Source organism: Micromonospora sp. NPDC048909 (genome assembly GCF_040649635.1).
Lineage (GTDB): Bacteria > Actinomycetota > Actinomycetes > Mycobacteriales > Micromonosporaceae > Micromonospora.
In genome coordinates, this window is record NZ_JBEZFU010000009.1 from 129,491 (window position 1) to 154,666 (window position 25,176).

Genomic DNA, 25,176 nt, shown 5'->3' on the forward strand with positions numbered 1-25,176 from the left:
GCGGATCGAGATCGTGACCCTCTCTGTTCATCAGCGGATCGCCGAGGAGCTCGGCGTGGCCGAGCGTCAGGTGCGGGCGGCCGTGGAGCTGCTCGACGGCGGCGCGACCGTGCCGTTCATCGCCCGCTACCGCAAGGAGGCCACCGGCCTGCTCGACGACACCCAGCTTCGTACCCTCGAGGAGCGGCTGCGCTATCTGCGCGAGCTGGACGAGCGGCGGGCGGCGGTGCTGGAGTCGATCCGCGGCCAGGGCAAGCTCGACGAGGCGCTGGAAGCCCAGATCATGGCGGCCGACTCGAAGTCCCGGCTGGAGGACATCTACCTGCCGTACAAGCCGAAGCGGCGGACCCGGGCGCAGATCGCCCGCGAGGCCGGGCTGGCGCCGCTGGCCGAGTCGCTGCTCGACGATCCGGCGCAGGACCCGCGGGCCGTGGCCGCCGGCTACGTCGACCCGGAGAAGGGGGTCGCCGACCCGGCCGCCGCGCTGGACGGCGCCCGGGCCATCCTCATCGAACGCTTCGCCGAGGACGCCGACCTGATCGGCACGCTGCGCGAGCAGATGTGGTCACGGGGCCGGCTGGTGTCCCGGGTACGCGACGGGCAGGAGTCGGCCGGGTCGAAGTTCGCCGACTACTTCGACTTCGCCGAGCCGTACGCCAAGCTGCCGTCGCACCGGATCCTGGCGATGTTCCGGGGCGAGAAGGAGGGCATGCTCGACCTGACCATGGAGCCGGAGGAGAGCGGCGAGGCCGACGCGGCGCCGACCGGTCCGAGCCGGTACGAGGCGGTCATCGCCGGCCGGTTCGGGATCAGCGACCAGGGCCGGCCGGGTGACCGGTGGCTGGCCGACACGGTTCGCTGGGCCTGGCGTACCCGCATCCTCATCCACCTGGGCGCGGACCTTCGGATGCGGCTCTGGCAGGCGGCCGAGGAGGAGGCCGTGCGGGTCTTCGCCACCAACCTGCGCGACCTGCTGCTCGCCGCCCCGGCCGGCGCCCGGCCGACGATGGGGCTCGACCCGGGTCTGCGCACCGGCGTGAAGGTGGCCGTGGTGGACGGCACCGGCAAGGTGGTCGCCACCGACACCATCTATCCGCACGAGCCGCGCCGGCAGTGGGACGCCTCGATCGAGACCCTGGCCCGGTTGGCCGGAGCGCACGGGGTGGAGCTGATCGCCATCGGCAATGGCACGGCCTCCCGGGAGACCGACAAGCTCGCCGGCGAACTGATCAAGCGGCACCCGCAGCTGAACCTGACCAAGGTGGTGGTCTCCGAGGCCGGCGCCTCGGTCTACTCCGCCTCCGCGTACGCCTCGCAGGAGTTGCCCGGGCTGGACGTGTCGCTGCGCGGCGCGGTCTCCATCGCCCGCCGGCTCCAGGACCCGCTCGCCGAGCTGGTCAAGATCGACCCGCGGTCGATCGGCGTCGGGCAGTACCAGCACGACCTGTCCGAGGTGAAGCTCTCCCGCTCGCTCGACGCGGTGGTCGAGGACTGCGTCAACGGGGTCGGGGTGGACGTCAACACCGCGTCGGCCCCGCTGCTGACCAGGGTCTCCGGCATCGGAGCCGGGCTGGCCGAGAACATCGTGCTGCACCGCGACGCCAACGGCCCCTTCCGCACCCGCGCGGAGCTGAAGAAGGTGGCCCGGCTCGGCCCGAAGGCGTTCGAGCAGTGCGCGGGCTTCCTGCGCATCCCCGGCGGCGACGACCCGCTGGACTCCTCCAGCGTGCACCCCGAGGCGTACCCGGTGGTGCGGCGCATCCTGGCCAGCACCGGGCAGGACCTGCGCTCACTGATCGGCAGGTCGGCGATCCTGCGCGGGCTGCGGGCGACCGACTTCGTCGACGACACGTTCGGCCTGCCCACCGTCACCGACATCCTCGGCGAGTTGGAGAAGCCGGGCCGGGACCCGCGGCCCGAGTTCCGCACCGCGACCTTCGTCGAGGGCGTGGAGAAGATCGGCGACCTGACCCCGGGCATGGTGCTGGAGGGCGTGGTGACCAACGTGGCCGCCTTCGGCGCCTTCGTCGACGTCGGCGTGCACCAGGACGGCCTGGTGCACGTGTCGGCGATGTCGCGGACCTTCGTCAAGGACCCGCGCGAGGTGGTGAAGTCCGGTGACGTGGTCAAGGTCAAGGTGCTCGACGTCGACGTACCGCGCAAGCGGATCTCGCTGACCCTGCGGCTCGAGGACGAGCCCGGCGCCGACGCCGACCGTCGCGGCCCGGGTCGCGGCGGCCGAGGCGACGCCGGCGGTCAGGGCGATGCCGGTGGTCAGGGCGGCCCTCGCGGCGGCGGTCAGGACCGTGGCGGGCGCCCGGGTCAGCGCGGCGCCGGACGCGGCGGTCAGGGCGGCCGTGGCCAGGGTGGTGACGGACGCGGCGGTCAGGGTGACCGCGGCGGGGTCCGACAGGGCCGTGGCGGCGCGACACCGCCGGCCAACGACGCGATGGCCGACGCGCTGCGCCGCGCCGGCCTGGCCTGACCCTTACGGCCCGACCTCTCCGGCCGGCCCGCCGGGCGGCAGGCGGTACCCACGCCACCGCCCGGCGGGCCGCCGCCGATCGACCTGACCGGGTCCTGCCGGCCGGCTGCCGCGGCCCGCACGCCCGAGCACCTGCTCCGCGCCGACCAACACCCTGCCCGCTGCTGTAGAGCTGATGTCGTAAGCGCATCACGCCGGTGATGTCGCGAACGAGTCAGCTCCACAGCATCGGCCCACGAGAGGTGCGCCGGATCGGCCCGCAGGCCGATGAGGGCGGTGAACCAGCCGTGGCCGGGACGAGTGGCCGAGGACGCCGAGGGCCGACGAGGCCGCGCGGCGTCGGAGCGTACCGTCGGGGCGTGGGTGAGGACGACGGCCTGGACTGGCCGGAGCGACAGCGGCGGGCGGTACGGGCCCATGCGGAGGCCGACGCCCGACGGCGGGCGGCCGCGCACGCGGAGGCCGCGGAGATCGTGACCTGGTTCGTGGCCGAGGCCAACCGGCGGGGGCTGCGCCCGACCCGGCTGGTCGCGCGCTCCTACGACGGTCGCGGTCGGTACCGGACCGGGCTCACCGGCTGGTACGTGGACCAGGCGCGCAGCCGGGCGGTCGACGTGGACGGCCGGTTCTTCCTGCTGACCGTGCCGGGCAGCCTGCGAGCCCGGCTGTTCGGCACGGAGGCCGAACCGAGCCCACCGCCGCTGATCGTCGGCGAGGGCGGCCGGGACGGGGAGTCGATCCCGCTGCGGACTCTGCTCACCCGCCGGCTCGAAGCCGGTTCCGACGGCTGACGTTCCACCACCAGAACTGCTGCACGAGCAGGGTGAGCAGCCCGGCGAGCACGATCGCGACGATGTTGATCACGAGCTGGAGCGCCGAGCCGCCCGCCTCGCCCCAGACCCCGTAGGCGCCGGCGACGGCGACGTTCGCGGCGGCCGGCACGGTGGTGACCGAGATCAGCACCCCGACCAGGCTGCCGGACTTCTTCGAGGTGAGCGAGAGCATGCCGGCGACCCCGGCCAGCAGGCCGACCACCCAGGAGAGCGCGTCCGGCCGCCAGATGAAGTCGGTCAGCGGCCGCTCCGCCAGCAGCATCTCCCGGTTGACGAGGCCGGCCGCGGTCAGCACCCAGGTGCTCAGCACGGTGGCCACCATGGCTGCCAGGAAGCCCACCACCAGGGCCTGCACCGACCGCAGGACGGTGCCCGGTCGCCGGCGTAGCAGCCCGACGCAGAGCGCCGCGAGCGGGCCGAACTCGGGACCGACCACCATCGCGCCGACGATGAGGATCGGCTGGTCGAGCAGGACGCCGATGCCAGCGATCATGGTGGCGACGATGATCAGCACCAGGTAGGTGCCGGAGAGCTCGGTCTGCTCGCCGGTCTTGGCCGCGATCTCGTCCCACACCACCGCGTCGGCGCCGCTGCCGGGCGCCTCCTCCGCCGCCCGGTCGGCCGCCGCGGAGATGGTCAGCTCGACGTCGGCGGCGGCGACACCCCCGCGCGCCTCCACACCGAGCTGTTGCAGGCCGCGCAGCACGCTGTCGGCGCTCTCCCGGACGACGTCGCACTGGATGAGGTCGCCCCGGGGCTGTCGGGCGGCGCCGGGCAGCACCACCAGGTGGGTCACGCCGGGCTCCGCGGCCAGCAGGTCGGTCACCGCCGCCGACTGGTCCGGCGGAGCAATCACCCTCAGGTGCAGCACAAGTCCCCCTCGCCCGACCGGCGGGCTCCCCTCGCCCGTCCGGCGTCGCGACTCTACCGCCCGGCCACCGATGGCACGGACCGCGCAAGGACGGGCGGGTAGGCCGTTTCCATGCGCGAACTTTCGGGGTTGATCGGGGCGTAGCAGCCCGAGTGTCGCCATTCGGAGGCGCTGGGCTGTTTTGTCCTGATAGAACGTTTTGTAACTGCGCGTCACATTCTTCCGGAGGTCGAAACGGTGCCGGTACCTGGTGGTCTCGTGAACGCCCCCGATCACCCTCTGCTGCTGACCCGCCCCCACCGGGGCAAGCGCATCTTCGACACGACCCTCGCGGCCCTGCTGCTGGTGCTGGTGGCGCCGGTGCTGGCGCTCGTGGCCGTCCTGGTCGCGGTGGGCCTCGGCCGCCCGGTGCTGTTCCGGCAGTGCCGGGCCGGTCTGCACGGACGCCCCTTCGAGGTGGTCAAGTTCCGCACCATGCGACCGCCCAACCCCAGCCGGGGCCTGGTCGGCGACGACGCCCGACTCACTCCACTCGGGCGCTGGCTGCGCGCCACCAGCCTCGACGAGCTGCCCACGCTCTGGAACGTGCTGCGCGGCGACATGAGCCTGGTGGGCCCCCGCCCGCTGCTGCCCGAGTACCTCGATCGCTACTCGCCGTGGCAGTCCCGCCGGCACGAGGTACGACCCGGCGTCACCGGGCTGGCCCAGGTGCGCGGGCGCAACAGTCTGAGCTGGGAGGAGAAGCTGGACCTCGACGTGCGGTACGTGGACAGCTGCAGCCCCCGCCTCGACCTGTCGATCCTCCTCGCGACCGTGCGCACCGTGCTGCGCCGCGACGGGATCAACGCGGCGGGCTCGGCCACCGCCCCGGAGTTCCTGGGTACGCCGCACCGCCCGGCACCGCCGCAGCGGGATCGGACCCCGGCATGACGACCTTGCAGGGGGCCGGACCGGCGAACCCGCGAGTCCTGCTCTCCCCACCCGACGTCGGTCCGCTCGAGGAGTCGTACCTGATCGCCGCGCTCCGCTCGGGCTGGGTGGCGCCGGCCGGTCCGGACCTGCAGGCGTTCGAACGCGAGATAGCGGAGCGGGTCGGCACCGCGGGAGCTTTGGCGGTCAGCTCCGGCACCGCCGCCCTGCACCTCGCTCTGCTCGGCGTCGGGGTCGGACCCGGCGACGTGGTCATCGTGCCCACGCTCACCTTCGTCGCGACCGCCAACGCGGTCCGCTACATCGGCGCGCGACCGGTCTTCGTCGACTGTGACCCGCAGACCGGCAACGTGGACGCGCAGCTCGTGGCCACGCTGATCCAGCGGCTGCGATCGCGCGGCGAACGGGTCGGCGCTGTCGTCCCGGTGGACATGTTCGGCAGCTGCGCCGACTACGAGGCCCTGGTACCGCTCTGCGTCGACGCCCACGTTCCCCTGGTGGAGGATGCCGCGGAGGCACTCGGTGCCGGCTACCGGGGACGGGCTGCCGGCTCCTTCGGGCGCGTCGGCGCGCTCTCCTTCAACGGCAACAAGATCATGACCACCTCCGGTGGCGGGATGCTCGTCTCGGACGACGCCGCCCTGCTGGCTCGGGCCCGTCACCTCTCCACCCAGGCCCGGGAGCCGACGCCGCACTACGAGCACCGCGAGACCGGCTACAACTACCGGCTCAGCAACCTCCTGGCCGCACTGGGCCGGGCCCAGCTGGTACGGCTGGACGGCATGATCGCCCGACGCCGTCAGTTGCGCGACCGCTACGCCAAGCTCTTCGCTCCAGTGCCGGGCGTGCGCCTGCTCGGCGGGGAGGACACCGGGTCGAACTGTTGGCTCACCGTCATCACCGTCGAGCAGGAGCGGTGCGGCTGGCGGGCGGACGATCTGGCAGCCCACCTGACCGAGCGGGACATCGAGACCAGACCGGTGTGGAAACCGATGCACCTGCAACCCGTCCACGCCGGGGCGGAGAGCCTGCTCACCGGCGCGGCGGAGCGGCTGTTCGCCGACGGCCTCACCCTGCCCAGCGGAAGCGCGCTGAGCGAGCCCCAGGTCGGCCGGGTGCTCGCCGCGATCGACGAGTTCCTCACCCTCCGGGCGGGGGGCCCGGCCGCGTGACCACGGGACTTGTGGTGGTCGGCTGCGGTGGACACGGCCGGGAGGTGCTGACCATCGCCCGGGCGGTCAACGAGGCCGCCCCACAGCCGCTCTGGCAGCTGCTCGGTGTCGTCGACGACCGACCCACCGAGGAGAACCTCAAGCGGCTGCAGCGACTCGACGTGCCGTACCTCGGCGACGTGGCCTGGTTGCGCGACGCCCCGCCGGGCGTCCACCACGTCGTCGGCATCGGAGACCCGCGGATCCGCCGAGCGGTCGGGCGGCGGACCGACGGGTACGGCGTCCCGGCGGCGAGTCTGGTCCACCCGGACGCCACGGTCGGGCCGGACACGGAGCACGGGCCGGGGTTCGTGGCCTTCCCGGGGGCCCGGGTCACCACGAACGTCACCCTCGGCCGACACGTACATCTCAACCAGAACGCCACGGTCGGCCACGACAGCACTCTCGCCGACTACGTCTCGGTCAATCCGCTCGCCGCCGTCTCCGGCGACTGTCACCTCGCCGAGGGTGTCCTCATCGGCACCACCGCGGCCGTCCTCCAGGGCCTGCGGATCGGACGCGACAGCACCGTCGGCGCCGGTGCCTGCGTCGTTCGGGATGTGCCCGATCAGGTGGTTGTCAAGGGCGTACCGGCCCGTTGAGGGCCGCCGGGTAGCCCGCCCGCCCCAACCAGGACAGGCAGGATATTCGACTCATCCAACCCGAAAACGCCCAACAGTGCCGTATGAGCATGTAACAAGGACAAAGAGCGTAGAGCTCCTTCTGCCGTGCGGCGGGAGTGGTCGAAAGACGGAACAGGGAGCCAATACATGCCGCAGCACCCCGAGATGACGGCACACGCGGACCGGCGGACGCGACGGGCCAGGGCCCGTCGCCGCACCACCGGCTTCCTCGCCACCGACACCACCGCCTGGATCGGCGGTTTCGTCGCGGCCGTGTGGACCCGGTTCGAGTTCCAGCTTCCCCCGGGCCAGTTGGGCCGGGCCGCAGCCATCGGCGCGGTCGCGGCGATCGTGCACGTGGCGGTGGCGGCGCTGCGTCGCCTGTACTCCGGGCGGCACCCACTGGGCAGCCTGCAGGAGGTCCAGGGCGTCGCCGGTACCACCATCATGACGGCGGCGATCGTCCTGCTCGGCCTGCTGCCCTCCGGCGACCGGCCGGTACCGGCGAGCACCCCACTGGTCGGCGGCGCGCTGGCCCTGCTGTTCATGCTCGGCGCCCGGTTCGCGTACCGGCATCGGCGCGATCTCGCCATGCGGCCCGACGTCCGGTCGTCCACGCCGGTGCTGCTGTTCGGGATGGGTAACGCCGGCCAGGGGCTGCTGCGCGCCATGCTGAGCGACCCGCGTGGCCGGTACCTGCCGGTCGGCGCGCTCGATGACGACGCGGACAAGCGTGACCTGCGCATCGGCAGGGTGCGCGTGCTCGGCGGACGGCACGACGTGGCCGCCTCGGTTCGACGTACCGGCGCCAGCACTGTCATCTTCTCGGTGGCGAACGCCGACGCCGCGCTGATCCGACAGATCCGCGAGGCGACGCTCCAGGCCGGCGCGGCGTTCAAGGTGCTGCCCCCGGTCCGGGACCTGGTCGATCATCGGATCACCGTCACCGACGTCCGCGACGTGCAGATCAGCGACCTGCTCGGCCGCCGCCAGGTGGTCGGTGACCTGCCGATGAGCACGAACAGCCTGACCGGTCGCCGGATCCTCATCACCGGCGCCGGCGGCTCCATCGGCTCCGAACTGTGCCGCCAGGTGATGAAGGCGGATCCGGGTGAGCTGATGATGCTGGACCGGGACGAGTCCGCCCTGCACAGCCTGCAGATGTCACTCGCCGGACGGGCCCTGCTGGACGGTCCCGAGCTGATCCTCGCCGACCTGCGCGACGACGAAGAGATCCGGCGGATCATCCGGGAGCGCCGCCCGGAGATCATCTTCCACGCCGCGGCGCTGAAGCACCTGACCCTGCTGCAACGACACCCGGGCGAGGCGGTCAAGACGAACGTCTGGGGCACCCTGTCGGTGCTGGACGCCTGCCCGGACGTGGCCAAGTTCGTCAACATCTCCACCGACAAGGCAGCCGACCCGATCAGCGTCCTCGGTTACTCGAAGCGGATCACCGAACGGTTGACCGCGCACGCCGCGTCCCGGTTCCCCGGGACCTTCCTCAGTGTCCGGTTCGGCAACGTGCTGAGCAGCCGCGGCTCGGTGGTGACGGCGTTCCAGCGGCAGATCGAGGACGGCAAGCCGCTGACCGTCACCCATCCTGAGGTCACCCGCTACCTGATGACCGTCCAGGAGGCCGTCCACCTGGTGCTCCAGGCCGCCGAGATCGGGCGCGACGGAGAGGCTCTGGTGCTCGACATGGGCGAGCCCGTCCGCATCGCCGACCTGGCCCGCCAGATGGCCGAGCACGCGTCCAGCTCCGTGCCGATCGTCTACACCGGCCTCCGGCCCGGTGAGAAGCTGCACGAGGATCTGCTCGGCACCGGCGAGATCGACACCCGGCCGTTCCACCCCCTGGTGTCCCACGTGGCCGTGCCGGCGCTCGACCCGATGGAGGCCAGCGGGCTCGACCCGTACGACGACCCGGCGAAGGTCGTCGAGCAGCTCGCATTGCTCTCCGCCCAGCCGGTCGGGCCGATGCTGGACGGCCCGCTGGGCGTGCCGCTGCCGTCGCGCTGAACCACCCGCTCCCCGCAGGGGCGGGGCAGTCGGCAAAGGGGGCACCGCACGCGGTGCCCCCTTCGTCGTCCCGTACATCGCCGATGACCGGGACCGGCATCGGGAGAGACATCGAGGCCGGCGGTCGCGGTTGCGATCGCCGGCCTCGTTCGACGCGGATCAGCGGCGGATGCCCGCCCAGTCGTGGTGCCGGCGGACGGTGGAGAGGATGAAGTCGACCACCCGCCGGGAGGTGTCCGGCACCTGGTAGTCGACCGGACAGGGCACGCCCTGCGCGGCGACCTGGTCCACGGTGACCTGGACGGCCTCGACCACGCCCGCCGGGTCCAACCCCGTCATGATGATGCCGCCGGCGTCCAGCGCCTCCGGCCGCTCGATCGACTCCCGCAGGGTGACCGCGGGGAAACCGAGAATGGCCGCTTCTTCGCTGATCGTCCCGCTGTCCGACAGCGTGCAGTACGCCTTCGTCTGCAGATGGACGTAGTCGATCAGGCCGAACGGCTCGTGGAAGGCGATGCCCTCCAGAGCGGCGGCGTCCGGCGCCAACGCCTCCAGCCGCTTACGGGTGCGCGGGTGGGTGGAGACCAGCACCGGGTAGCCCCAGCGGTCGTGGACCGCCCGGAGGCAGTCCAGCAGCTGCCGCAGCCGGGCCGGCTGGTCCACGTTCTCCTCGCGGTGCGCGCTGACCATGAAGTAGCGGCCCGGTTCGAGTTCGAGCTGCCGCAGGATCGGCGACGCGGCGATCTCGACGCGGTAGTGCTCCAGCACCTCCCGCATCGGCGAGCCGGTGTGCAGGATCCGGCGGGGGTGCAGCCCTTCGGCCAGCAGGTTGCGCCGGGCGTGCTCGGTGTAGACGAGGTTGAAGTCGGCGACGTGGTCGACCAGCCGGCGGTTGGTCTCCTCCGGCACGTTGAGGTCGAAACACCGGTTGCCGGCCTCCATGTGGTAGACCGGCACGCGCATCCGCCGGGCCATCAGGGCGGCGATGCAGCTGTTGGTGTCACCGAGCACCAAGAGCGCGTCCGGCCGCACCTCGGCGATCGCCGCCTCCATGCCGACCAGCACACCGCCCAACACCCGGCCGAGCGAGGAGGTGTCGACGCGCAGGAAGCGGTCCGGTTGACGCAGCCGCAGCTCGGTGAAGAAGACGTCGGAGAGGGTGCTGTCCCAGTTCTGTCCGGTGTGCACCAGGACGTGGTCCACCGTGTCGTCGAGCCGGGCGATCACCCGGGAGAGCCGGATGATCTCGGGTCGGGTGCCGACCACCGTCATGATCCGGGTCATGCCCGTCCTCTCTCTGCTACCACCTTGGTCAGAATGTCCTCGAACTGGTCGACGCCCGCGCGCAGCGACATCCGCTCCTGATAGACCTGTCGAGCCCGGCGGCCCATCTCCTCCCGCGCGAGGGCCGGCTGGGCGGCCGCCTCCGCGAACCGGTCGGCGAGGGCCTGCCAGTCCTCGGGCGGGCAGACGAGGCCGACCCCGGTCGACCGGACCAGGTTCGCGGTGTCGCCCGCCACCGACGCGATCACCGGCACGCCGCAGGCCAGCGCGGCCTGCAGCTTCGACGGGACGGCGGCGCGCAGGGCCGGCACGTCGCGCAGGCAGATCAGCTGCCACTCCGCGGCGGCGTACAGGTCGGCCATCTGCTCGGCCGGACGCCGGCCGACGAACCGCACGTTGTCGGCGCTGAGCTCGTCGGCGAGCCGGCGGGCGGCATCCTCGCCGGCGCCCGAGCCGACCAGCACGACGTCGACCCGGTCCCGGACGGCGGCGGCCGCCCGCACGGCCGTCTCGATGCCCTGCAGCAGACCGATGTTGCCGGCGAACATCACGGTGGGGCGCCCCCGGTGACCGAGCACCGCGCGGGCCTCCGCGGTGACCGGCACCGGACGGAACAGCGCGTCGTCGGTCCAGTTCCAGACCACCCGTACCCGGGCCGGGTCAGCGCCGCGCGCCACGACCCGCTCGGCCATCGCGGGCGAGATCGCCACGACCGCGTCCGCCATCCGGTACGTGCGGCGCATCAGCCCGCCGAGCGCACTTCCCAGGGCGCGCCCCTTCCGTCCCAGAGGCGCCATCCCGGAGTGCACCACCGACTCGGGCCACAGGTCCTGGACGTGCAGCACGATCGGTGTCCGCCGGACGGCGTGCAGCAGCGCCGCGGCGGCGATCGAGGTGGGCGGTGGATGGTAGACGTACGTGACGTCGACGCCGGCGAGCCACCGCATCCCGGCCGAGCTGCTGGCGCCGAAGGAGAGGTGGCTCACGGCCCGCCGCGCGGCCGACGTGTCATGGCTGGGATAGGCGGGCACCCTCCGGATCTCGACCGGCCCGTCGCTCTCCCGGTGCCGCCAGCGTTGCCGCCACCCGGGAAAGATCCGGCCGTGCGGGTAGCTGGGGAAGGTGGTGAGCACCCGGACCTCGTGACCACGGTCGGCCAGTTGGTCGGCAAGGTTGCCCGGAATGAAGACCCCCTCCGGGGGATACCACTGGCTGACCAGGCCGATCTTCACGCGCCGACCGCCACCGGCGCCGGCCGCGCCGCCTCCACCGGCTCAGGCCAGGTGTCCGGCCGATCCGGGTCGAAGAGCTCGTTGGTCCAGAACATCGTCACCAGCTCGTCCGGGCCGGTGTTCACCAGCTTGTGCACCCACATCGTGGGCATGTCCACGAGCACCGGCTCGTCGCCGCGCACCGGGAAGCGCACCACCTCGGCATCGCCCACCCGGCGTAGGCTGATCTCGGCCGAGCCGCGCAACACCACGAACCGCTCCACCTTCGCCAGGTGGAAGTGCTCGCCACGGGTGATCCCGGGAACCGTGCTGGAGCAGAAGGTCTGGCCGGCGCCGCCGTGCGCCTTGACCGTCTCGACCAGCTCACCGCGGGCGTCCGCCCGGCGAGGCAACGGCAGCGGATAGTGCGCCGGAAAGCAGTGCGACCGGTAGGTGTTGAACAGCCGCACGTCGTGCCGCTCCGACAGGGGCGGGATCTCCCCCGTCCGGTACGTCGCGGCCATCCCGGCGAGCCGGTCGGCCAGTGCCTGGACACCGATCCGCAGCGCCGGCATGGCCGGGTCCCACGACCCGCCCGCGGGCATGCCGATGAGCCGGGCGGCGGCGTCAGTCACGTGCACCAGGCTCAACTCACGGTCGGCGTGCACCTCGGGCCGCCCACCCTCGGCGAGCAACCGGCAGAAGGTCGCCACCGCCGAGTTGTAGTAGGGCCGGCCGTGTTCGCCGTAGAGGTTCGGCAGCAACACGTCGTCGAGATCGACGCCGGAGTCCGCCAGCACCCGGGCGGCGGTCGCCTTGGCGTCGCCGTACGGGGTGCCGTTGCCGGCCTGCACCGAGTTGGCGTAGACCACCCGCCTCGGCGGGTTCGCGCAGTGCTTGAGCCCGGCGGCGAGCTGCGCGGCGAGCTGGACGTTTCCGGCGGCGACGTCCGCCGGCTCCCCGCGGTTCACGCCGGCCAGGTGCAGCACCTGGTCGACCCCGGCCACCTTCGCGGCGACCAAGCCGGAGTCGGCGAGGTCGGCGCGGGTGAGCACGGTCGGCTCGGGCCAGCCGAGCGCGCGCAGCAGCACCCGGACGTGCCAGCCGAGGAAACCGCCGGCGCCGGTGACGGCCAGCTTCAGCACGCCAGCACCGGGTCCCGCAGGGCCAGCTCCGCGCGGACCTCGGGCAGCGTCTTCAACAGCTCGATGATCTCGGGTACGCCGAGCCGCGGCGCGTTCGCCGAGTTGAAGTCCTCGGCCGGCCCGCCGCCGAGGTCACCCTCGGAGACGTAGAGCGCGTAGTTGAGGTTGCGGCCGTCGAGTGGCACCCGGAGGAAGTCGCCGAAGTCCTCGGCCTGGGCGAGCTCCTCCCGGCTGGCCAGCGTTTCATCCTGCTTCTCGCCGTGCCGTACGCCGATCACGTCGAGCTTGGCGGGCACGTCGAAGAGCTGGCAGACCGCCTCGGCCAGGTCACCGACAGTGCAGGCGGCGGCCTTGCGGATGAAGATGTCGCCGGGCCGGGCGTGCTGGAAGGCGTGCTCGACCAGCTCGACCGAGTCGGCCAGCGACATCAGGAACCGGGTCATCCCCGGATCGGTCACCGTGGGCGCCCGACCCGCCTTGATCTGCTCGATGAAGAGCGGAATCACCGACCCGCGCGAGTACATGACGTTGCCGTACCGGACGCAGGAGACCGTGGTGGCGCTGTTCGGGTTGTTCCGGGCGTGCGCCTGGGCGACCTTCTCCATCATCGCCTTGCTCATGCCCATCGCGTTCACCGGATAGACGGCCTTGTCGGTGCTGAGCACCACCACCGAGCCGACCCCGTTGCGCTCCGCGGCCTCGACGACATTGCTGCTGCCCAGCACGTTCGTGCGGACCGCCTCGAGCGGGAAGAACTCACACGAGGGCACCTGCTTGAGGGCGGCGGCATGGAAGATGTAGTCGATGCCCCGACTGGCCTTGAGCACCGAGTCGTAGTCCCGCACATCGCCGACGTAGTAGCGGACCCGCTCGTCGCCGAGCAGCCGTCGCATGGCGTCCTGCTTGGCCTCGTCCCGGCTGAGCACCCGTACCTCGATGACCCCCCGGTCGAGGAGCCGGCGCACCATGGTCTGGCCGAAGGAACCCGTACCGCCGGTGATGAGCACCCGGCGTCCGGCTACTGAGTGAGTCACGGAAGCTCCTGTTCGTCGCTCACGGATCAGGCACGCCCCAGAGGCGGTCGGACGGCCACACGTCGAGCAACGAGCGAGGCATCGGCCAGAAACGCCATACGACCACAAACCGGATGAACTCCGACGGATGCCCGGTCGTCACCGCGGGCCGGCGGATCCCCGCACCAGGTCCAGAATGTTCACCTCGGCGAGATCAGCGCGCCAATGCCGATAGGCGTCTCCCGCCGCCACCCGAGCGGCGTGGCGCTGTTCGGGGGTGAGCGCCGCCCACCGCTCGATCTCGGCCGCCCAGGCGCCAGCGGTGAGTTCCGGCAACACCGCTCCTCCCCCGTTCCGCAGGACAGGGGTCCACGGTGTCCGGTCGGAGCAAAGCACTGGGCAGGAGCCGGCGAGACTCTCCGCGATGACATGGCCGAAGTTCTCCCCGAGCGTCGGCAGCACCAGCGCGTCGTGGTCCGCGAACACGTCCAGCACGGCCGAGGGTGCGAGGCTGCCACGATATGTCGCCCGGACGTTCGACGGAAGCGCCGCCAACAGCGCCTCACAACGGCGCCAGTAGGCGGCGTCCTCGATCGGGCCGTACACGTCCAGCAGCACCGGCTGTCGCACGGCCGACAGGGCCTCCAGCGCGAGGGCCAGGTTCTTCATCGCGGCGATCCGGCCCACGAATACCAACCGCAGCGGCCCCGGCGCGGGAGCGGGGACCGGCACTGGCTCGAGCGGCAGCCCCGTCTGGTTGGCGTTGATCCGGACGGTCGTCCAAGGGAACATCCCCCGGACGTCGGCCGCCTCCCGCTCGGTCGAAGCGTGGAACTCGACGGCGAGACTGCGGAGCACCCAGCGCCAGCCGGTGATGAACAGTCGCTTGCGGCTTGACTTCAGCGACAGAGCCCCGGCCGAGCACTCACCCCGGGGGGCAACCATTACCCGGCCCGAGCGCAGCAGGCCGAACCGGACGCCGAGGATCGGCACCAGCGACATCGGCGCCCACAGGCTGTTGACATATAGCAGGTCGAAGCGCACCGCCCGCAGCTGCCGCCAAAGGCCATACCACTGCCGGGGCCGTCGCCACGACAAGTAGAAAACCCTGGCTCGGCCGCGATCTACCCACCGACCGGACAGTCCCGGGTACGCCTCGGTCGCGCCCAGATCACGGTCCCGAGTGACCAGGATTGGGGCCACCTCGGGTGAGGCGGCGTCGAGGATGTGCGCGACGGAGCGGACGGGGCCACCAGCCCGGTAACCGGGTTCGAAGAAGGTGGAAGTGATCAATACCCGGAACGGTTTCGGTTCCGTGGTGATCTGCCGCCCGTTCTGGCGCGGGCGGGGGGTCAGGCGGTTCTCCTGCACCACGGACCTCCCGCATCCAGCGCCTCGTTGAACGATTCTGAAAACGAGCGTCCGCGAGTACGGTGACGATTCCGCGAATCTTGCTGGCTGAGAGATTCGTCTCCACCGACAATCGTCGCGCCAAACGTGAAAGACGAGATGGCGACATCCCGGTGCCGATATAACCGTGACATGACCACCGCCGAGGTCGCTCGCATTCCCTCCCCTGACCGGACCGCATCGGCCCGTTCACCACTGGTCGTTCTGGGCACGTCGGGACACGCCCGCGAGATCGCCTGGGTCGGGGAGCAGGCAGGGCGTCCGCTGCTCGGTTGCCTGGGTCCGCACCGGACCGCAGAGGCGACCCGTTTCCCGGTCCCCTGGCTGGGCGAAGACGAATGGCTGGACACCGCCGACCCCTCGGTGTGCTACCTCATCGGCGTCGGCGACGGTTCCGTACGGGCTCGGATCGACCAGCTGGCCAGCCGCAACGGTCGCCGCGCCGGGTCGTTGGTCTCTCCGGCGGCGACCGTCGGCGCCCGGTGCACGCTGGGCGACGGCAGCGTTGTGTGGCCCGGCGCGATCCTCACCACCGATGTCCGCCTCGGGCGACACGTACACGTCGGCACCGGCGCGACGGTGAGTCACGACACCGCGATCGGTGACTTCGCCACACTGCTGCCGGGGTGCAGGGTGGCCGGCAGCAGCCGGGTCGGCCGAGGCGCGACCATCGCCGCTGGCGCCACCGTCGTCGACAACATCTCCATCGGAAGAAACGCGGTGGTGGGCGCCGGCGCAGTGGTTGTCCAGGACGTGCCGGAGAACGTGGTGGTGGTGGGTGTTCCCGCACGGATTCTGCGGCCGAGCCATCCCGCGGACCACTGATCGAAGACAACCTTCATCTTTTCGGGAAAGGCGCGGCATGAGTCGAGTCGCACTCGTCACCGGCATCACCGGGCAGGACGGCAGCTATCTGTCGGAGCTTCTCCTCGACAAGGGCTACACGGTGCACGGTCTCAAGCGCCGGTCGTCGAGCTTCAACACCGAGCGGATCGACCGGATCGACGTGCACCCACGTCACCCGGACGCGCGCCTGTTCCTGCACTACAGCGACCTGTCCGACGCTGGCTCGCTGGTAGCCCTGCTACGAGACATCCGACCTGACGAAATCTACAACCTGGGCGCGCAGAGCCACGTGCGGGTCTCTTTCGACATCCCGAGTTACACGGCCGACGTCACCGGGATGGGCGCCCTCCGGCTGCTCGAGGCCGCCCGGCTCGCGGGGGTGAGCAGCCGCTTCTATCAGGCGTCCTCCTCGGAGATGTTCGGTTCAACCCCGCCGCCGCAGCGCGAGGAGACCCCGTTTCACCCCCGCAGCCCGTACGCGTGCGCGAAGGTCTTCGCCTACTGGGCTGCGGTGAACTACCGGGAGTCGTACGGGATGTACTGCGCCAACGGCATCCTGTTCAACCACGAGAGCCCTCGGCGGGGCGAGAACTTCGTGACCCGGAAGATCAGCCGGGCGGTCGCCCGGATCGAGGCCGGCATCCAGGACAAGCTCTACCTGGGCAACCTCGACGCGGTCCGCGACTGGGGATACGCACCGGAATACATGGAGGCAGTCTGGCTCACCCTTCAGCAGGACCAGCCGAACGACTTTGTGGTCGCGACCGGCGAGGGACACACCGTCCGCGAGTTCGTCGAGGCGGCGTTCGCCCACGTCGGCCTGGACTGGCGGACGTACGTTGACACAGACCCGGCCTACTTCCGCCCGGCCGAGGTGGACGCGCTGATCGGCGACTACGGCAAGGCCCGCCGCCTGCTGGGGTGGGCACCCAAGACCCACTTCACCGATCTGGTGCGGGTGATGGTGGACGCCGACCGCCAGTTGCTCGAGGACGAGCGGGCGGGCCGGCTCGTGCGAGTCGACCGGTGAGGATCGGTATCGACGCCACCGCCGTCCGGCCGGGACATTCGGCGGGAATCGAGGCGTTCACCTACGGGCTGCTGAATGGCATGGCCGAGGGGCCGCACGAGCTGACCGTCCACGTGCTCACCGGCACCGGCGACGAGTGGCGCCGGCAGGTCCCGTCGGAACACATCGGGTGGTCCGAGATCCGTACGCCCCTGCGGACGGACAACCGGCTCGGCCGGTTGCTGCGCCGGCACACCCCCCGCAGCGCGGCAACGTCGGTGGCCCTACGCCGTACTGTCAACCTCGTTCGGCAGTGGAACCGTGCCCCCGGGGCGGGCGTCGACGTCACGATCTACCCGTTCGCGGGCGTGCCGGTGCACGCGAACCCGTCCGTCATCGTGATGCACGACCTGCGTCAGCTCCACCCGGGCCTCGGCGCTCCGGGCTTCGCGGAGGTCATCCGGCGGAACGTGGCCCGGGCTGCCGCCGTGGTGGTGTCCTGGCCACACCCCTACGAGCAAGCGGTGCGGGCGTTTCCCGAGGCGCGTGACAAGATCGCGATGATTCCGCTGCCCGCCTTTCACGCCGCGCGCCCGCAGCCGTCGGCCGAGCCCGAAGCGGGTCTGCTGGTGTATCCGTCGTCGACCGCGCCGCTGAAGAACCACGCCACACTGCTGGAGGCGATGACGCTGCTCCCTGAGTGCCGACTCGTGTGCCCAGGGCCCCTGGTGGAACCGGAGGCGAGCCGGCTGTGCGCCCGCGCCAACCGGCCCGACCTGCGGGGACGGGTCTCCTTCCCGGGATTTGTGAGCACCGACGAATTGGCGTCGCTGTACGCCCGCGCCGCGGCGGTGGTCGTGCCGTCGCTGTGGGAGGCGGCCAGCGGGGCCATGTTGGAGGCGTTTAGTTGGGGGCTACCCGTGGCCTGCGCCGACTCGGAGCCCCTGCTGGCCCAGCTCGACTTCACCCAGGCCGATGCGGCAGTGTTCCCGGCACACAATCCGGCCGCCCTCGCGGCGGCCGTCCGGCGCCTCCTGCAGGACCGGGAGCACTACGCACGCTCCTCACGGACGGCCGGGGCGCTGCTGGCGGAACGCACGTGGCGGGACACCGCCGCCGACTATGTCGCCGTGCTGGACTGGGTGCGGGCCGGCCAGCCAGGGCCGATGCCTCGGTCGTCGTTCGCCGAAACGTTGAGTTCCGGGGGAAGCCGTTGAACGCGCAGGATCACTACCCGGTCGCCCGCCCCTGCCTGTCGGATCTGGAGGAGCGTTACCTGCTTGACGCGTACCGGAGCGGCTGGATCTCCTCCCAGGGCCCGTACCTCCAGCGGTTCGAGGGGGAGTTCGCGGCCAGGTGCGGTGCGGCGACGGCCGTGGCAACCGGCAACGGCACCGTGGCGCTGCATCTCGTCCTCGCGGCGGCGGGAATCGGTCCCGGTGACGAGGTCATAGTCCCGGCCCTGACCTACGTCGCCACCGCGAACGCGGTGACCTACTGCGGCGCCCGGCCGGTCTTCGTCGACGTGTCACCGGAAACCTGGTGCATCGACGTGGAACAGGTCGCGGCCGCCGTCGGCCCCCGTACCCGTGCCGTCGTGGCCGTCGACCTGTACGGTCATCCGGCCGACTACCCTGCGCTCCGGGCACTGTGCGCGCGACAAGGACTGCTCCTGGTCGCCGATGCCGCCGAGTCGTTCGGCGCCCTTCTGAACGGCCGCCCGACGGGCGACCTTGCCGACGCCACCACGTTCTCATTCTTCGGCAATAAGGTGATCACGGCTGGTGAGGGCGGCTGCGTGACTACCTCTGACCCCGCTCTGGCCGAGCGAATGCGGCTACTGCGGAACCAGGGCATGGACCCACACCGACGCTACTTTTTCCCCGTCGTCGGCTACAACTACCGCCTGACCAACCTCGCGGCGGCTCTGCTCTGCGCCCAACTCGAACGCGCCGACGAAATCATCGGCCGACGTGATGCGGTCATCAGCACGTACGAACGTGAGCTGGCCAGCCCGCCACTGATCAACCGCCAGCCGATCCTCCCCGGGGTACGCCGAGCACCCTGGATGGGGTCGTTTCTCGTCGGCCCGCCGGGTACTGAAAACCTGCGCGACGAACTCGCCCGAACGCTGGAGATGCTCGGCGTCGAGACACGGCCGTTCTTCGTTCCCATCCCGCACCTGCCGCCGTACGCGGATGCCGACGGGGCCTATCCAGTCACTGTCGACCTGGCTCGGCGCGGCATCAACCTGCCCACATACGCCGAACTCTCGGACGTGGACCTGAAGGTCATCATCGATCGGGTACTCACCGCGCTTGCAAGGGTTATCGGCCACCGGTGACCCCGGGCGCGGGAGCGGGCAGCTCGAAGCCCGCCCCTCCTGCTCCGGAAGCAGCAGTCGGCCTCCCGCTGGATCGGCGCTCCACGGCAATCGCTCCGCCATCGCGACCTCGACCGGTCGTTTGCAGGTAGCTGGCCCACCAGGCTGCGGCACTGATCAGACCCATTACCGCCAAGGCGACCGCGGCACCAACCGCTCCCCACATCACGGCGCCGGCCACGACCACCGGAACCCTGAGCACACCGAGCACGCCCCCGAGTAGTAGCGCCCGTCGGGCGACGCCCTGAACCCGGTGCCCTGCGAAACCCACCATGGCGACCCCGCCGAGCAGCACTTCCAACGCGAGCAGCCACAACAGCGGCTCGGCGTGCCGCCAGTTGTCGCCGAGGACCGCCTCGCCCATACGGTCCGGCAGCAGCAGAACGAACAGGCAGGCCGGCGCGGTGGCGAGGAGCAGTGCGACGGTGATCCGCACGGCCGCACGCCGCCGGACGGGCCCCGTCGCCGCCCGGACGCGGGCGAGGTAGGGAATGACCAGCGAGGAGGCACTTCCCACCAGGAGTGTCGCCGGACCGAGCACGGTGCGTCCGGCGCTCAATGCGCCCACGACGGCCATGCCGACGGTCACGCTCAACGCCGTCAGGGCGAGTTGGGCCGATCCGGCGGTGAGCAGAAACTGGAGGCCGTAGCTGGCGGCCGTGCGGCTGCCGGTACGGTCCAGGCGCCAGCCGGGCCGGACCTGATGACGGTGCAGTAGAGCCGTGGCGTACCCGAGCAGGGCGCCGGCGCCGGCCCACAAGCCGAAGACGACTGACGGACCCACCACCCCGGTCAGGCCCAGCAGAGCGGCGAGCGCGGTCAGTGCGCTCCAGACCAACTCTCGCACGCACGCGGGGCGGGGCCGTCCTACCCCGACGCCGACGTTTCTCGCGTAGTCGTGCAGCAACAGACCGGGCAGGGCGATTCCAGCGAGAATCAGGTAGCTGGATCGATCGGCGATCCCGCCAGCGAGGAGCAAACCAGCGCCCCCAATGCCGACGGCGACCACCCTGCGGCTACCCGCCGCGATCGCTGGACGATTGGCCCGCTCGACCACCGCCTCGGCCAGGACCGCCTCGGTCACCACCGTCCGAGAGAGGCCGGTCGCCAGCACGTACAGGGAGAAGGCCAGAGCGAACCGGCCGAGGTCGTCGATCGGCGCCAGCCGCGCGACGGTCAGTGAGAGCAGGAGGTTTCCCAGGCTCGACAGTGCCGTCGTCAGGACCGCCCACGGGGCACGACCACCGATGAAGCCCCGGACGTAGATACGGGCGCGGTTCGGCCGCCTACGGAGACGGTGCACACCCGAGCCGATTGGGCGGGTCATCCCTCGATCAGGCCCACCGCGTCGCCCCCAGGCCCGCAGCCGGCGACAGCCGGACCGGCTTCCGGTCCACAGCGTGTCGGCCCCGCGCCCGTCCTTTCAGCAGAAACAGCACCGCGAAGACGGGCAGCGCGGCGACCATGTGCTGGAGGAAAGCGATCATGGCGTCGGGGTAGCCGCTGGACCAGAGCAGAGGGCCCGCCAGCACGAAACAGAAAAGGCTGAGTCGAATCGGGCCCGGTGCGCCACGTGCCCGGAGTAGAAGGACGGCCAGCGCCGCCCAGGCGGCGTAGTAGAGCGGCACACCCAGCCAACCAACGAGAAAGTACACGTTGCCGAGCGCGAGGAAGCTGTACGACGAGGTCGCCGAGCCGCCGAGGTACTGGTTGATCAGGGCTCCGGTCGAGATGGCCGGCCGGTCGGAGTCGAGAATCCGCGGCACCAGGCCGTACCGGGCAAACTCGATAGGGCCGGGCTGCCCGACGTCCACCGGGGCGTCGTACTCGGCGGCGTGGGCGAGCTGTAGGTCGAGCCGGAGCCGGTCGCCAGCGGTGACGTCGTAGGCGACACTCACCCCGCCGTCGGTGCGGATGTCGTTACGCAGTGCGAACAGGGTCGGCCACGCCATCAGGAGCACGGCGCCGAGGAGCAGCACCGCGCGCGCACGAAAGAGGCCGCAGATGGCACCCGCGCCGGCGACGAACGACAGGTAACCGAACACCGGCGACGTGATGCCGGTGAGCGTCACCGTCGCGACCTGCCCGGCCACCAGGAAGCCGACCCAGCAGAGAATGCGGGTACGGCTGGCGTGGCCGCCGAGGTAGCTGGCGAGCAGCAGCGCGAAGGCCAGGTAGGACCAGCCGGCGGAGAGCGCGGCCACCCGGGCCACCGGGGAGGCGGCGACCTCGTCACCCAGTTGGGTGAAGATGGTGCCCTGACCCGCTCTTGCTGCGGCGATCGATGCGGCGACGCTGACCGCGGCGACGAAACGCGCCACGAGATACAGGTGCCGGTAGGAGGCATTGACCGCGGCGACGCCGGGCCGCCAGCGGCGCTGAGGACGAGCCGCAAGGGCAGCCGTCTCGACGAGCAGCGTACCGGCGAGCGCCGCACCCAGCAGCCTGAGGATGAACACGGTCTCGGGATTGGCGTACAGGACGGCCATCGGTACAAAGAGCAACGCGTACGGCGCCAGCACCAGGATGGTGATCGGGTAGCGCCGCAGGATCCAGATCACCCGCTCCCCGGGGGCGAGCGTGGGTCGCCGGGGGTGTGGCACCCGATACGGTGCGCCTCCGACCGGGGAAGAGAAGGCAGCCTGAGGTGTCGGCACCACTGTCAAACGACCCTCACCTCGAAGGGAAACGCGTGCTCCTCCGACGATGACTCTGGTCTCACGGAACGAAGAGGGCGTGCTTGCCGGCCCGGGTCCGGGCGGGATCGGAGATCTGGGCGAAGCTGATCGAGTCCGCAACGAGCTCCGGATGGTCCTTTCGCAATTCGCGTACGAAGAACGCGCTCACGTCCGCCAGGTCGAGTCGCCGGTTCGCCTCGACGTGGATCTGTAAAACGTCCGGACGCACCTGCCGGAACTGCACCCCGACGATGCCTGGGTACGACTTGAGGATGTGTACCGGAAGGATCGCGGACAGGTCGAGCACACCCCGCGCCGACCCGACGCTGACGACGTCCTGCTGCCGGCCGAGGATCGCACGGAACGCCAGGGCGTTGCCGTCCACCACGTCGCTGGGCTCGACCCGGTCGCCGATGGCGTAGTGCATCAGCGGGAAGAGACGGTCGGTCAGAGTGGTGACGCTGAGTTCTCCGTCGGCATCGGTGAGACAGATGAAGCTGTCCCAGATAAGCCTGATGTCTCGCGTGCTTTCTCGCGACATGGCGAGCACACCGGTCTCAGCCGAGCCGTACTCGATCACTGCCGGGACCTTGAACACCCGCTCCACCAGGGCGATGTCTGCGTCACTGGCTGTCTCGGCGCACAGGATGACCGCCCGCAGCCGACGAGGCTCACCCAGGTCAAGCTGGTTCCGTTCGATGTACCGGGCCAGCTTGAACACCGCCGAGGTATAACCCGTGAGCGCGACCGGGTCACGACGACGCACCGCCAGGTAGTGCGCGTGCAGCGACGGTTCGCTGAGGTCGTAGGCGTTCAGCCGAGTGACGTTCACGACCAGGTCGGTGAGCTTTCGCTGCGCCTGGGCCAGCCGGCCGCGCAGGCCGGCGCCGAAGAGGTGGGAGTGTCCCCACAGCAGCACCCCAGGATCCGTCGGGCGGACCCCCGCCCAGTGCCGGCCGAGGTACGCGTCGATCCATCGCCTGTCGACCTCACCTGCGCCGCGTGGATAACGCGTCGGTTGCCCGGTGCTGCCGCCGGTGGTGTAGGCGTCGCGAATCCGGCCGTTCTGAAAGATCTCGTCATGCCGGGCGATAAGGATCTCCTTGGTCAACGACGGGAAGCCTCGCAGCTCCGCGAGCCGGTCGATCCGCTCCGGAAGACGGTGTTCCCGGCCCCACGACCGGTAGAACGGCACCTCTGCGAGGCAGTACTCCCACACCTCGTTGAACCGTCGCACCTGGTGCCGTTCAATCCACGTCCGGTCCGGGTCCTCGTCGTACAGGGCGATCTTCCGCGCCAGCCCCTGGTGACGACCACGCAGGACGGCGCGACCAAGTCGGGAACGGTCCATCAGACGTGCACCTTTCGGTCGATGCCAGGGTTCGCAGCAGACCGCGTGACCCAGTCGTCAGCGGTCCAGGGGCCAGCGTCCGGACAGGTAGATGTCCGAGCAGAGAGTGCGTCGGCTGGGCAGCACCCGTACCACCACCGGGGTCAACGTTCGGACGAGCGGATGGGCGTGGCCCCGTCCCAGCCAGTTGCGATTGGGGGTCCGCACACCCATCAGCTCATGTCGCGGCGATGTACCGCAGGTCGAGCAGCTCACCGATCCGGGACTCGTTGGCCGCGTCGGCGAACTCGTCGATCAAAGTGACGGACATGCCGACGCTGGCGCATCCGACCGAGAAGAGTCCCGGCCCGCCTCCCACATCGGCGACGGTCCCAACGGCTGCGAGCTCAAACACCAGTCCGACGCGGAACGTCTGCCGTTCCACGTCATACGCGAGCCGTGCCCGCCACTCGGCCGCGTACCGCATGGACAGCCTCCGCAGTTCGTCCCTGGCCAAGGCTGCCTGCATGCTGTTCCACCCTTGCCGACGTGCCCTTCCTGCCGGTCAGGTGAAGCAGCAGGAACACCGGCACCGCCGAGACGACGTGTTGAATGAAGGCGAGCATGGAGTCGGGGTAAGTGCTCGACCAGAGCAACGGGCCCGCGAGTGTGAAGCAGAGCACGGCGAGCCGCATCGGGCCGGGGGCTCGGCCCGCACGGAGCAACAGCACCACCAAGGCCGACCACAGCCCGTAGAAGATGACGACGGCCCACGGACCATCAAGGAAGTACACGTTGCCCAGAGCCAGAAAGCTGTAAGCCGAGGTCGCTCCGCCACCCAGGTACTGGTTGATCTCGACCCCGGTCGAGATCGTGGGACGGTCGGAGTCCAGTACCCGGGGGACGAACCCGTACCGGAGGTAGTCCACCGGTCCAGGCTGTGGCAGGTCAACCGGAACCCGATGGTGGGCGGCCGCCGACATCTGAAGGTCGAGCCTGAGCCGGTCCCCAGCTGTGACCAGCTCGGACACACTGACCCCGCCGCTCTGCCGGATGTCGTTGCGCAACTCGAAGATGGCAGGCCAGGCGAGCGCGAGCACCACAGCGGCCACCGCGAGGTAGCGGGCCCGGATGACTCCCGAGATGGCACCCGCCGCCGCCAGGAACGAGATGAACCCGAGCAACGGCGCGGAACGGGCCGTCATGACAACAAGAAGCGCCTGCGTCAGAGCCAGCGCAAGCAGCCAGCCACCGACTCTCCGCGTGCTGGCACGGCCGCCCAGAGAGGAGGCGATCAGCAGGGCGACGGCGAGCGCCGACCAGCCGGACACCAGCGCGGAGAGGCTGGCGAGCGGCGAGTCAGGTAGACCCCCGGACACTTGCGTGAAGACGGTTCCACGCCCGACCACGGCACCGGTGAGGTCCGCGACGATGCTGACCACGCTGACACCGCGGGCGATGGCATAGATGCGCGGATGGTCGTTGGCCGCCCGTATGCCCCGGTCCCAGCCGAGCGCTGACCTACGGAGCGGCAACGCGGCTGTCTCCATCAGCACACTGCCCGCCAGCGCCAGGCCGACCAGACGCACCAGGAACCCTAGGTCGGGATTCTGGTTGACCGCTGCGACCGGGAGGATGAACAGCACGTATGGCGCGAGCACCACCAGGCTGACCGGATAGCAGCGGAGAAGCCGGGTGACCCACCGGCCGGCGACGACGGAGCCGGTGCCCTGGTCGCCGTGCTGCCGAGCCGGTCGGGACACCGTGGCCGCGGGCGGGCCGAGCACTCCGCCACTCCTCACCGCGCCTGTGGGGCGCAACCCAATCTGACGTTCATCTACTGGGGAGCGAAGATTTCGGGCGAAAGACACGTCCAGCACCATACTTGACTA

21 protein-coding genes are annotated in these 25,176 nt (G+C 70.8%); 10 read left to right on the plus strand and 11 right to left on the minus strand.

The annotated features are described in order from the left end of the window. Positions 1-13: 13 nt before the first annotated feature. Both AB0C04_RS23495 and AB0C04_RS23500 read left to right on the plus strand, forming a co-directional pair. The gene (locus tag AB0C04_RS23495) at positions 14-2,485 is read left to right on the plus strand and encodes a Tex family protein (protein WP_357058043.1); all 2,472 of its coding nucleotides are present in this window, start codon (positions 14-16) and stop codon (positions 2,483-2,485) included. A 359-nt stretch (positions 2,486-2,844) separates the two neighbouring features. Further along, entirely contained in the window at positions 2,845-3,276 is a 432-nt protein-coding gene (locus tag AB0C04_RS23500) for a hypothetical protein (RefSeq protein ID WP_357058045.1), read from the plus strand. Here the strand turns inward: AB0C04_RS23500 and AB0C04_RS23505 are convergent. Beyond that, complete coding sequence (locus tag AB0C04_RS23505) at positions 3,242-4,189, minus strand: DUF389 domain-containing protein (protein WP_357058047.1); 948 nt, start codon at positions 4,187-4,189, stop codon at positions 3,242-3,244. The two genes, AB0C04_RS23500 and AB0C04_RS23505, sit on opposite strands and share 35 nt — an antisense overlap. A 258-nt stretch (positions 4,190-4,447) precedes the next feature. Here AB0C04_RS23505 and AB0C04_RS23510 point away from each other — a divergent pair, with 258 nt between their 5' ends. From AB0C04_RS23510 to AB0C04_RS23525, 4 genes are all read left to right on the plus strand, one after another. Then, entirely contained in the window at positions 4,448-5,119 is a 672-nt protein-coding gene (locus tag AB0C04_RS23510; protein WP_357058049.1) for a sugar transferase, read from the plus strand. Further along, positions 5,116-6,291, plus strand: coding sequence for an aminotransferase class I/II-fold pyridoxal phosphate-dependent enzyme (locus tag AB0C04_RS23515; protein ID WP_357058052.1), 1,176 nt, complete (start codon positions 5,116-5,118; stop codon positions 6,289-6,291). The genes AB0C04_RS23510 and AB0C04_RS23515 overlap by 4 nt, the downstream gene beginning before the upstream one ends. Then, positions 6,288-6,932 carry an acetyltransferase gene (locus AB0C04_RS23520; RefSeq protein ID WP_357058054.1) on the plus strand — a complete coding sequence of 215 codons (645 nt, stop codon included), beginning with the start codon at positions 6,288-6,290 and terminating at the stop codon, positions 6,930-6,932. Before AB0C04_RS23515 ends, AB0C04_RS23520 begins: the two co-directional genes overlap by 4 nt. Before the next feature lie 168 nt (positions 6,933-7,100). Continuing rightward, on the plus strand, positions 7,101-8,975 hold the full coding sequence (locus AB0C04_RS23525; protein ID WP_357058056.1) for a polysaccharide biosynthesis protein: 1,875 nt from the start codon (positions 7,101-7,103) through the stop codon (positions 8,973-8,975). Positions 8,976-9,134: 159 nt separating this feature from the next. Here AB0C04_RS23525 and wecB read toward each other — a convergent pair whose 3' ends face one another. From wecB to AB0C04_RS23550, 5 genes are all read right to left on the minus strand, one after another. Beyond that, the gene (wecB, locus tag AB0C04_RS23530; protein ID WP_357058058.1) at positions 9,135-10,259 is read right to left on the minus strand and encodes a UDP-N-acetylglucosamine 2-epimerase (non-hydrolyzing); all 1,125 of its coding nucleotides are present in this window, start codon (positions 10,257-10,259) and stop codon (positions 9,135-9,137) included. Further along, positions 10,256-11,491, minus strand: coding sequence for a glycosyltransferase family 4 protein (locus AB0C04_RS23535; protein WP_357058060.1), 1,236 nt, complete (start codon positions 11,489-11,491; stop codon positions 10,256-10,258). The genes wecB and AB0C04_RS23535 overlap by 4 nt, the downstream gene beginning before the upstream one ends. After that, positions 11,488-12,615 (minus strand): NAD-dependent epimerase/dehydratase family protein, encoded by a 1,128-nt coding sequence (locus AB0C04_RS23540; RefSeq protein WP_357058062.1) that lies wholly within the window; start codon positions 12,613-12,615, stop codon positions 11,488-11,490. The genes AB0C04_RS23535 and AB0C04_RS23540 overlap by 4 nt, the downstream gene beginning before the upstream one ends. Then, positions 12,609-13,649, minus strand: a complete 1,041-nt coding sequence (locus tag AB0C04_RS23545) for an SDR family NAD(P)-dependent oxidoreductase (RefSeq protein WP_357058064.1) — start codon at positions 13,647-13,649, stop codon at positions 12,609-12,611. The genes AB0C04_RS23540 and AB0C04_RS23545 overlap by 7 nt, the downstream gene beginning before the upstream one ends. A 138-nt stretch (positions 13,650-13,787) precedes the next feature. Beyond that, entirely contained in the window at positions 13,788-15,002 is a 1,215-nt protein-coding gene (locus AB0C04_RS23550) for a glycosyltransferase family 4 protein (protein ID WP_357058066.1), read from the minus strand. A gap of 168 nt (positions 15,003-15,170) precedes the next feature. On the opposite strand from AB0C04_RS23550, the gene AB0C04_RS23555 reads away from it, so the two are divergent. The 4 genes from AB0C04_RS23555 (at position 15,171) to AB0C04_RS23570 (ending at position 19,237) form a co-directional block, all read left to right on the plus strand. Beyond that, positions 15,171-15,863, plus strand: coding sequence for a NeuD/PglB/VioB family sugar acetyltransferase (locus AB0C04_RS23555; RefSeq protein ID WP_357058068.1), 693 nt, complete (start codon positions 15,171-15,173; stop codon positions 15,861-15,863). Between the two features lie 37 nt (positions 15,864-15,900). Next, positions 15,901-16,914, plus strand: coding sequence for a GDP-mannose 4,6-dehydratase (gmd, locus tag AB0C04_RS23560; protein ID WP_357058070.1), 1,014 nt, complete (start codon positions 15,901-15,903; stop codon positions 16,912-16,914). A gap of 113 nt (positions 16,915-17,027) precedes the next feature. After that, positions 17,028-18,110 (plus strand): glycosyltransferase, encoded by a 1,083-nt coding sequence (locus AB0C04_RS23565; protein WP_357058071.1) that lies wholly within the window; start codon positions 17,028-17,030, stop codon positions 18,108-18,110. After that, on the plus strand, positions 18,107-19,237 hold the full coding sequence (locus tag AB0C04_RS23570; RefSeq protein WP_357058073.1) for a DegT/DnrJ/EryC1/StrS family aminotransferase: 1,131 nt from the start codon (positions 18,107-18,109) through the stop codon (positions 19,235-19,237). Before AB0C04_RS23565 ends, AB0C04_RS23570 begins: the two co-directional genes overlap by 4 nt. Here AB0C04_RS23570 and AB0C04_RS23575 read toward each other — a convergent pair. The 5 genes from AB0C04_RS23575 to AB0C04_RS23595 all read right to left on the minus strand — a co-directional run bounded on the left by AB0C04_RS23575 (position 19,221) and on the right by AB0C04_RS23595 (position 25,071). Next, entirely contained in the window at positions 19,221-20,603 is a 1,383-nt protein-coding gene (locus AB0C04_RS23575) for a hypothetical protein (protein WP_357058075.1), read from the minus strand. The genes AB0C04_RS23570 and AB0C04_RS23575 overlap by 17 nt on opposite strands. Positions 20,604-20,610: 7 nt before the next feature. Then, positions 20,611-21,837 carry a hypothetical protein gene (locus tag AB0C04_RS23580; RefSeq protein ID WP_357058077.1) on the minus strand — a complete coding sequence of 409 codons (1,227 nt, stop codon included), beginning with the start codon at positions 21,835-21,837 and terminating at the stop codon, positions 20,611-20,613. Positions 21,838-21,994: 157 nt separating this feature from the next. Next, positions 21,995-23,305 carry a hypothetical protein gene (locus tag AB0C04_RS23585; RefSeq protein WP_357058079.1) on the minus strand — a complete coding sequence of 437 codons (1,311 nt, stop codon included), beginning with the start codon at positions 23,303-23,305 and terminating at the stop codon, positions 21,995-21,997. A 57-nt stretch (positions 23,306-23,362) separates the two neighbouring features. Beyond that, entirely contained in the window at positions 23,363-23,512 is a 150-nt protein-coding gene (locus tag AB0C04_RS23590) for a hypothetical protein (RefSeq protein WP_357058081.1), read from the minus strand. Between the two features lie 218 nt (positions 23,513-23,730). Then, entirely contained in the window at positions 23,731-25,071 is a 1,341-nt protein-coding gene (locus AB0C04_RS23595) for a hypothetical protein (protein WP_357058083.1), read from the minus strand. Between the last annotated feature and the right edge of the window lie 105 nt (positions 25,072-25,176).

What these genes read in the sequence shown, in the direction of transcription:
- AB0C04_RS23515 (WP_357058052.1), top strand. Translation starts at nt 5,116, where the DNA reads ATGACGACCTTGCAGGGGGCCGGACCGGCGAACCCGCGAGTCCTGCTC.
- AB0C04_RS23525 (WP_357058056.1), top strand. Translation starts at nt 7,101, where the DNA reads ATGCCGCAGCACCCCGAGATGACGGCACACGCGGACCGGCGGACGCGA.
- AB0C04_RS23575 (WP_357058075.1), bottom strand. Translation starts at nt 20,603, where the DNA reads ATGACCCGCCCAATCGGCTCGGGTGTGCACCGTCTCCGTAGGCGGCCG.
- wecB (WP_357058058.1), bottom strand. Translation starts at nt 10,259, where the DNA reads ATGACCCGGATCATGACGGTGGTCGGCACCCGACCCGAGATCATCCGG.
- AB0C04_RS23585 (WP_357058079.1), bottom strand. Translation starts at nt 23,305, where the DNA reads ATGGACCGTTCCCGACTTGGTCGCGCCGTCCTGCGTGGTCGTCACCAG.
- gmd (WP_357058070.1), top strand. Translation starts at nt 15,901, where the DNA reads ATGAGTCGAGTCGCACTCGTCACCGGCATCACCGGGCAGGACGGCAGC.
- AB0C04_RS23555 (WP_357058068.1), top strand. Translation starts at nt 15,171, where the DNA reads ATGACCACCGCCGAGGTCGCTCGCATTCCCTCCCCTGACCGGACCGCA.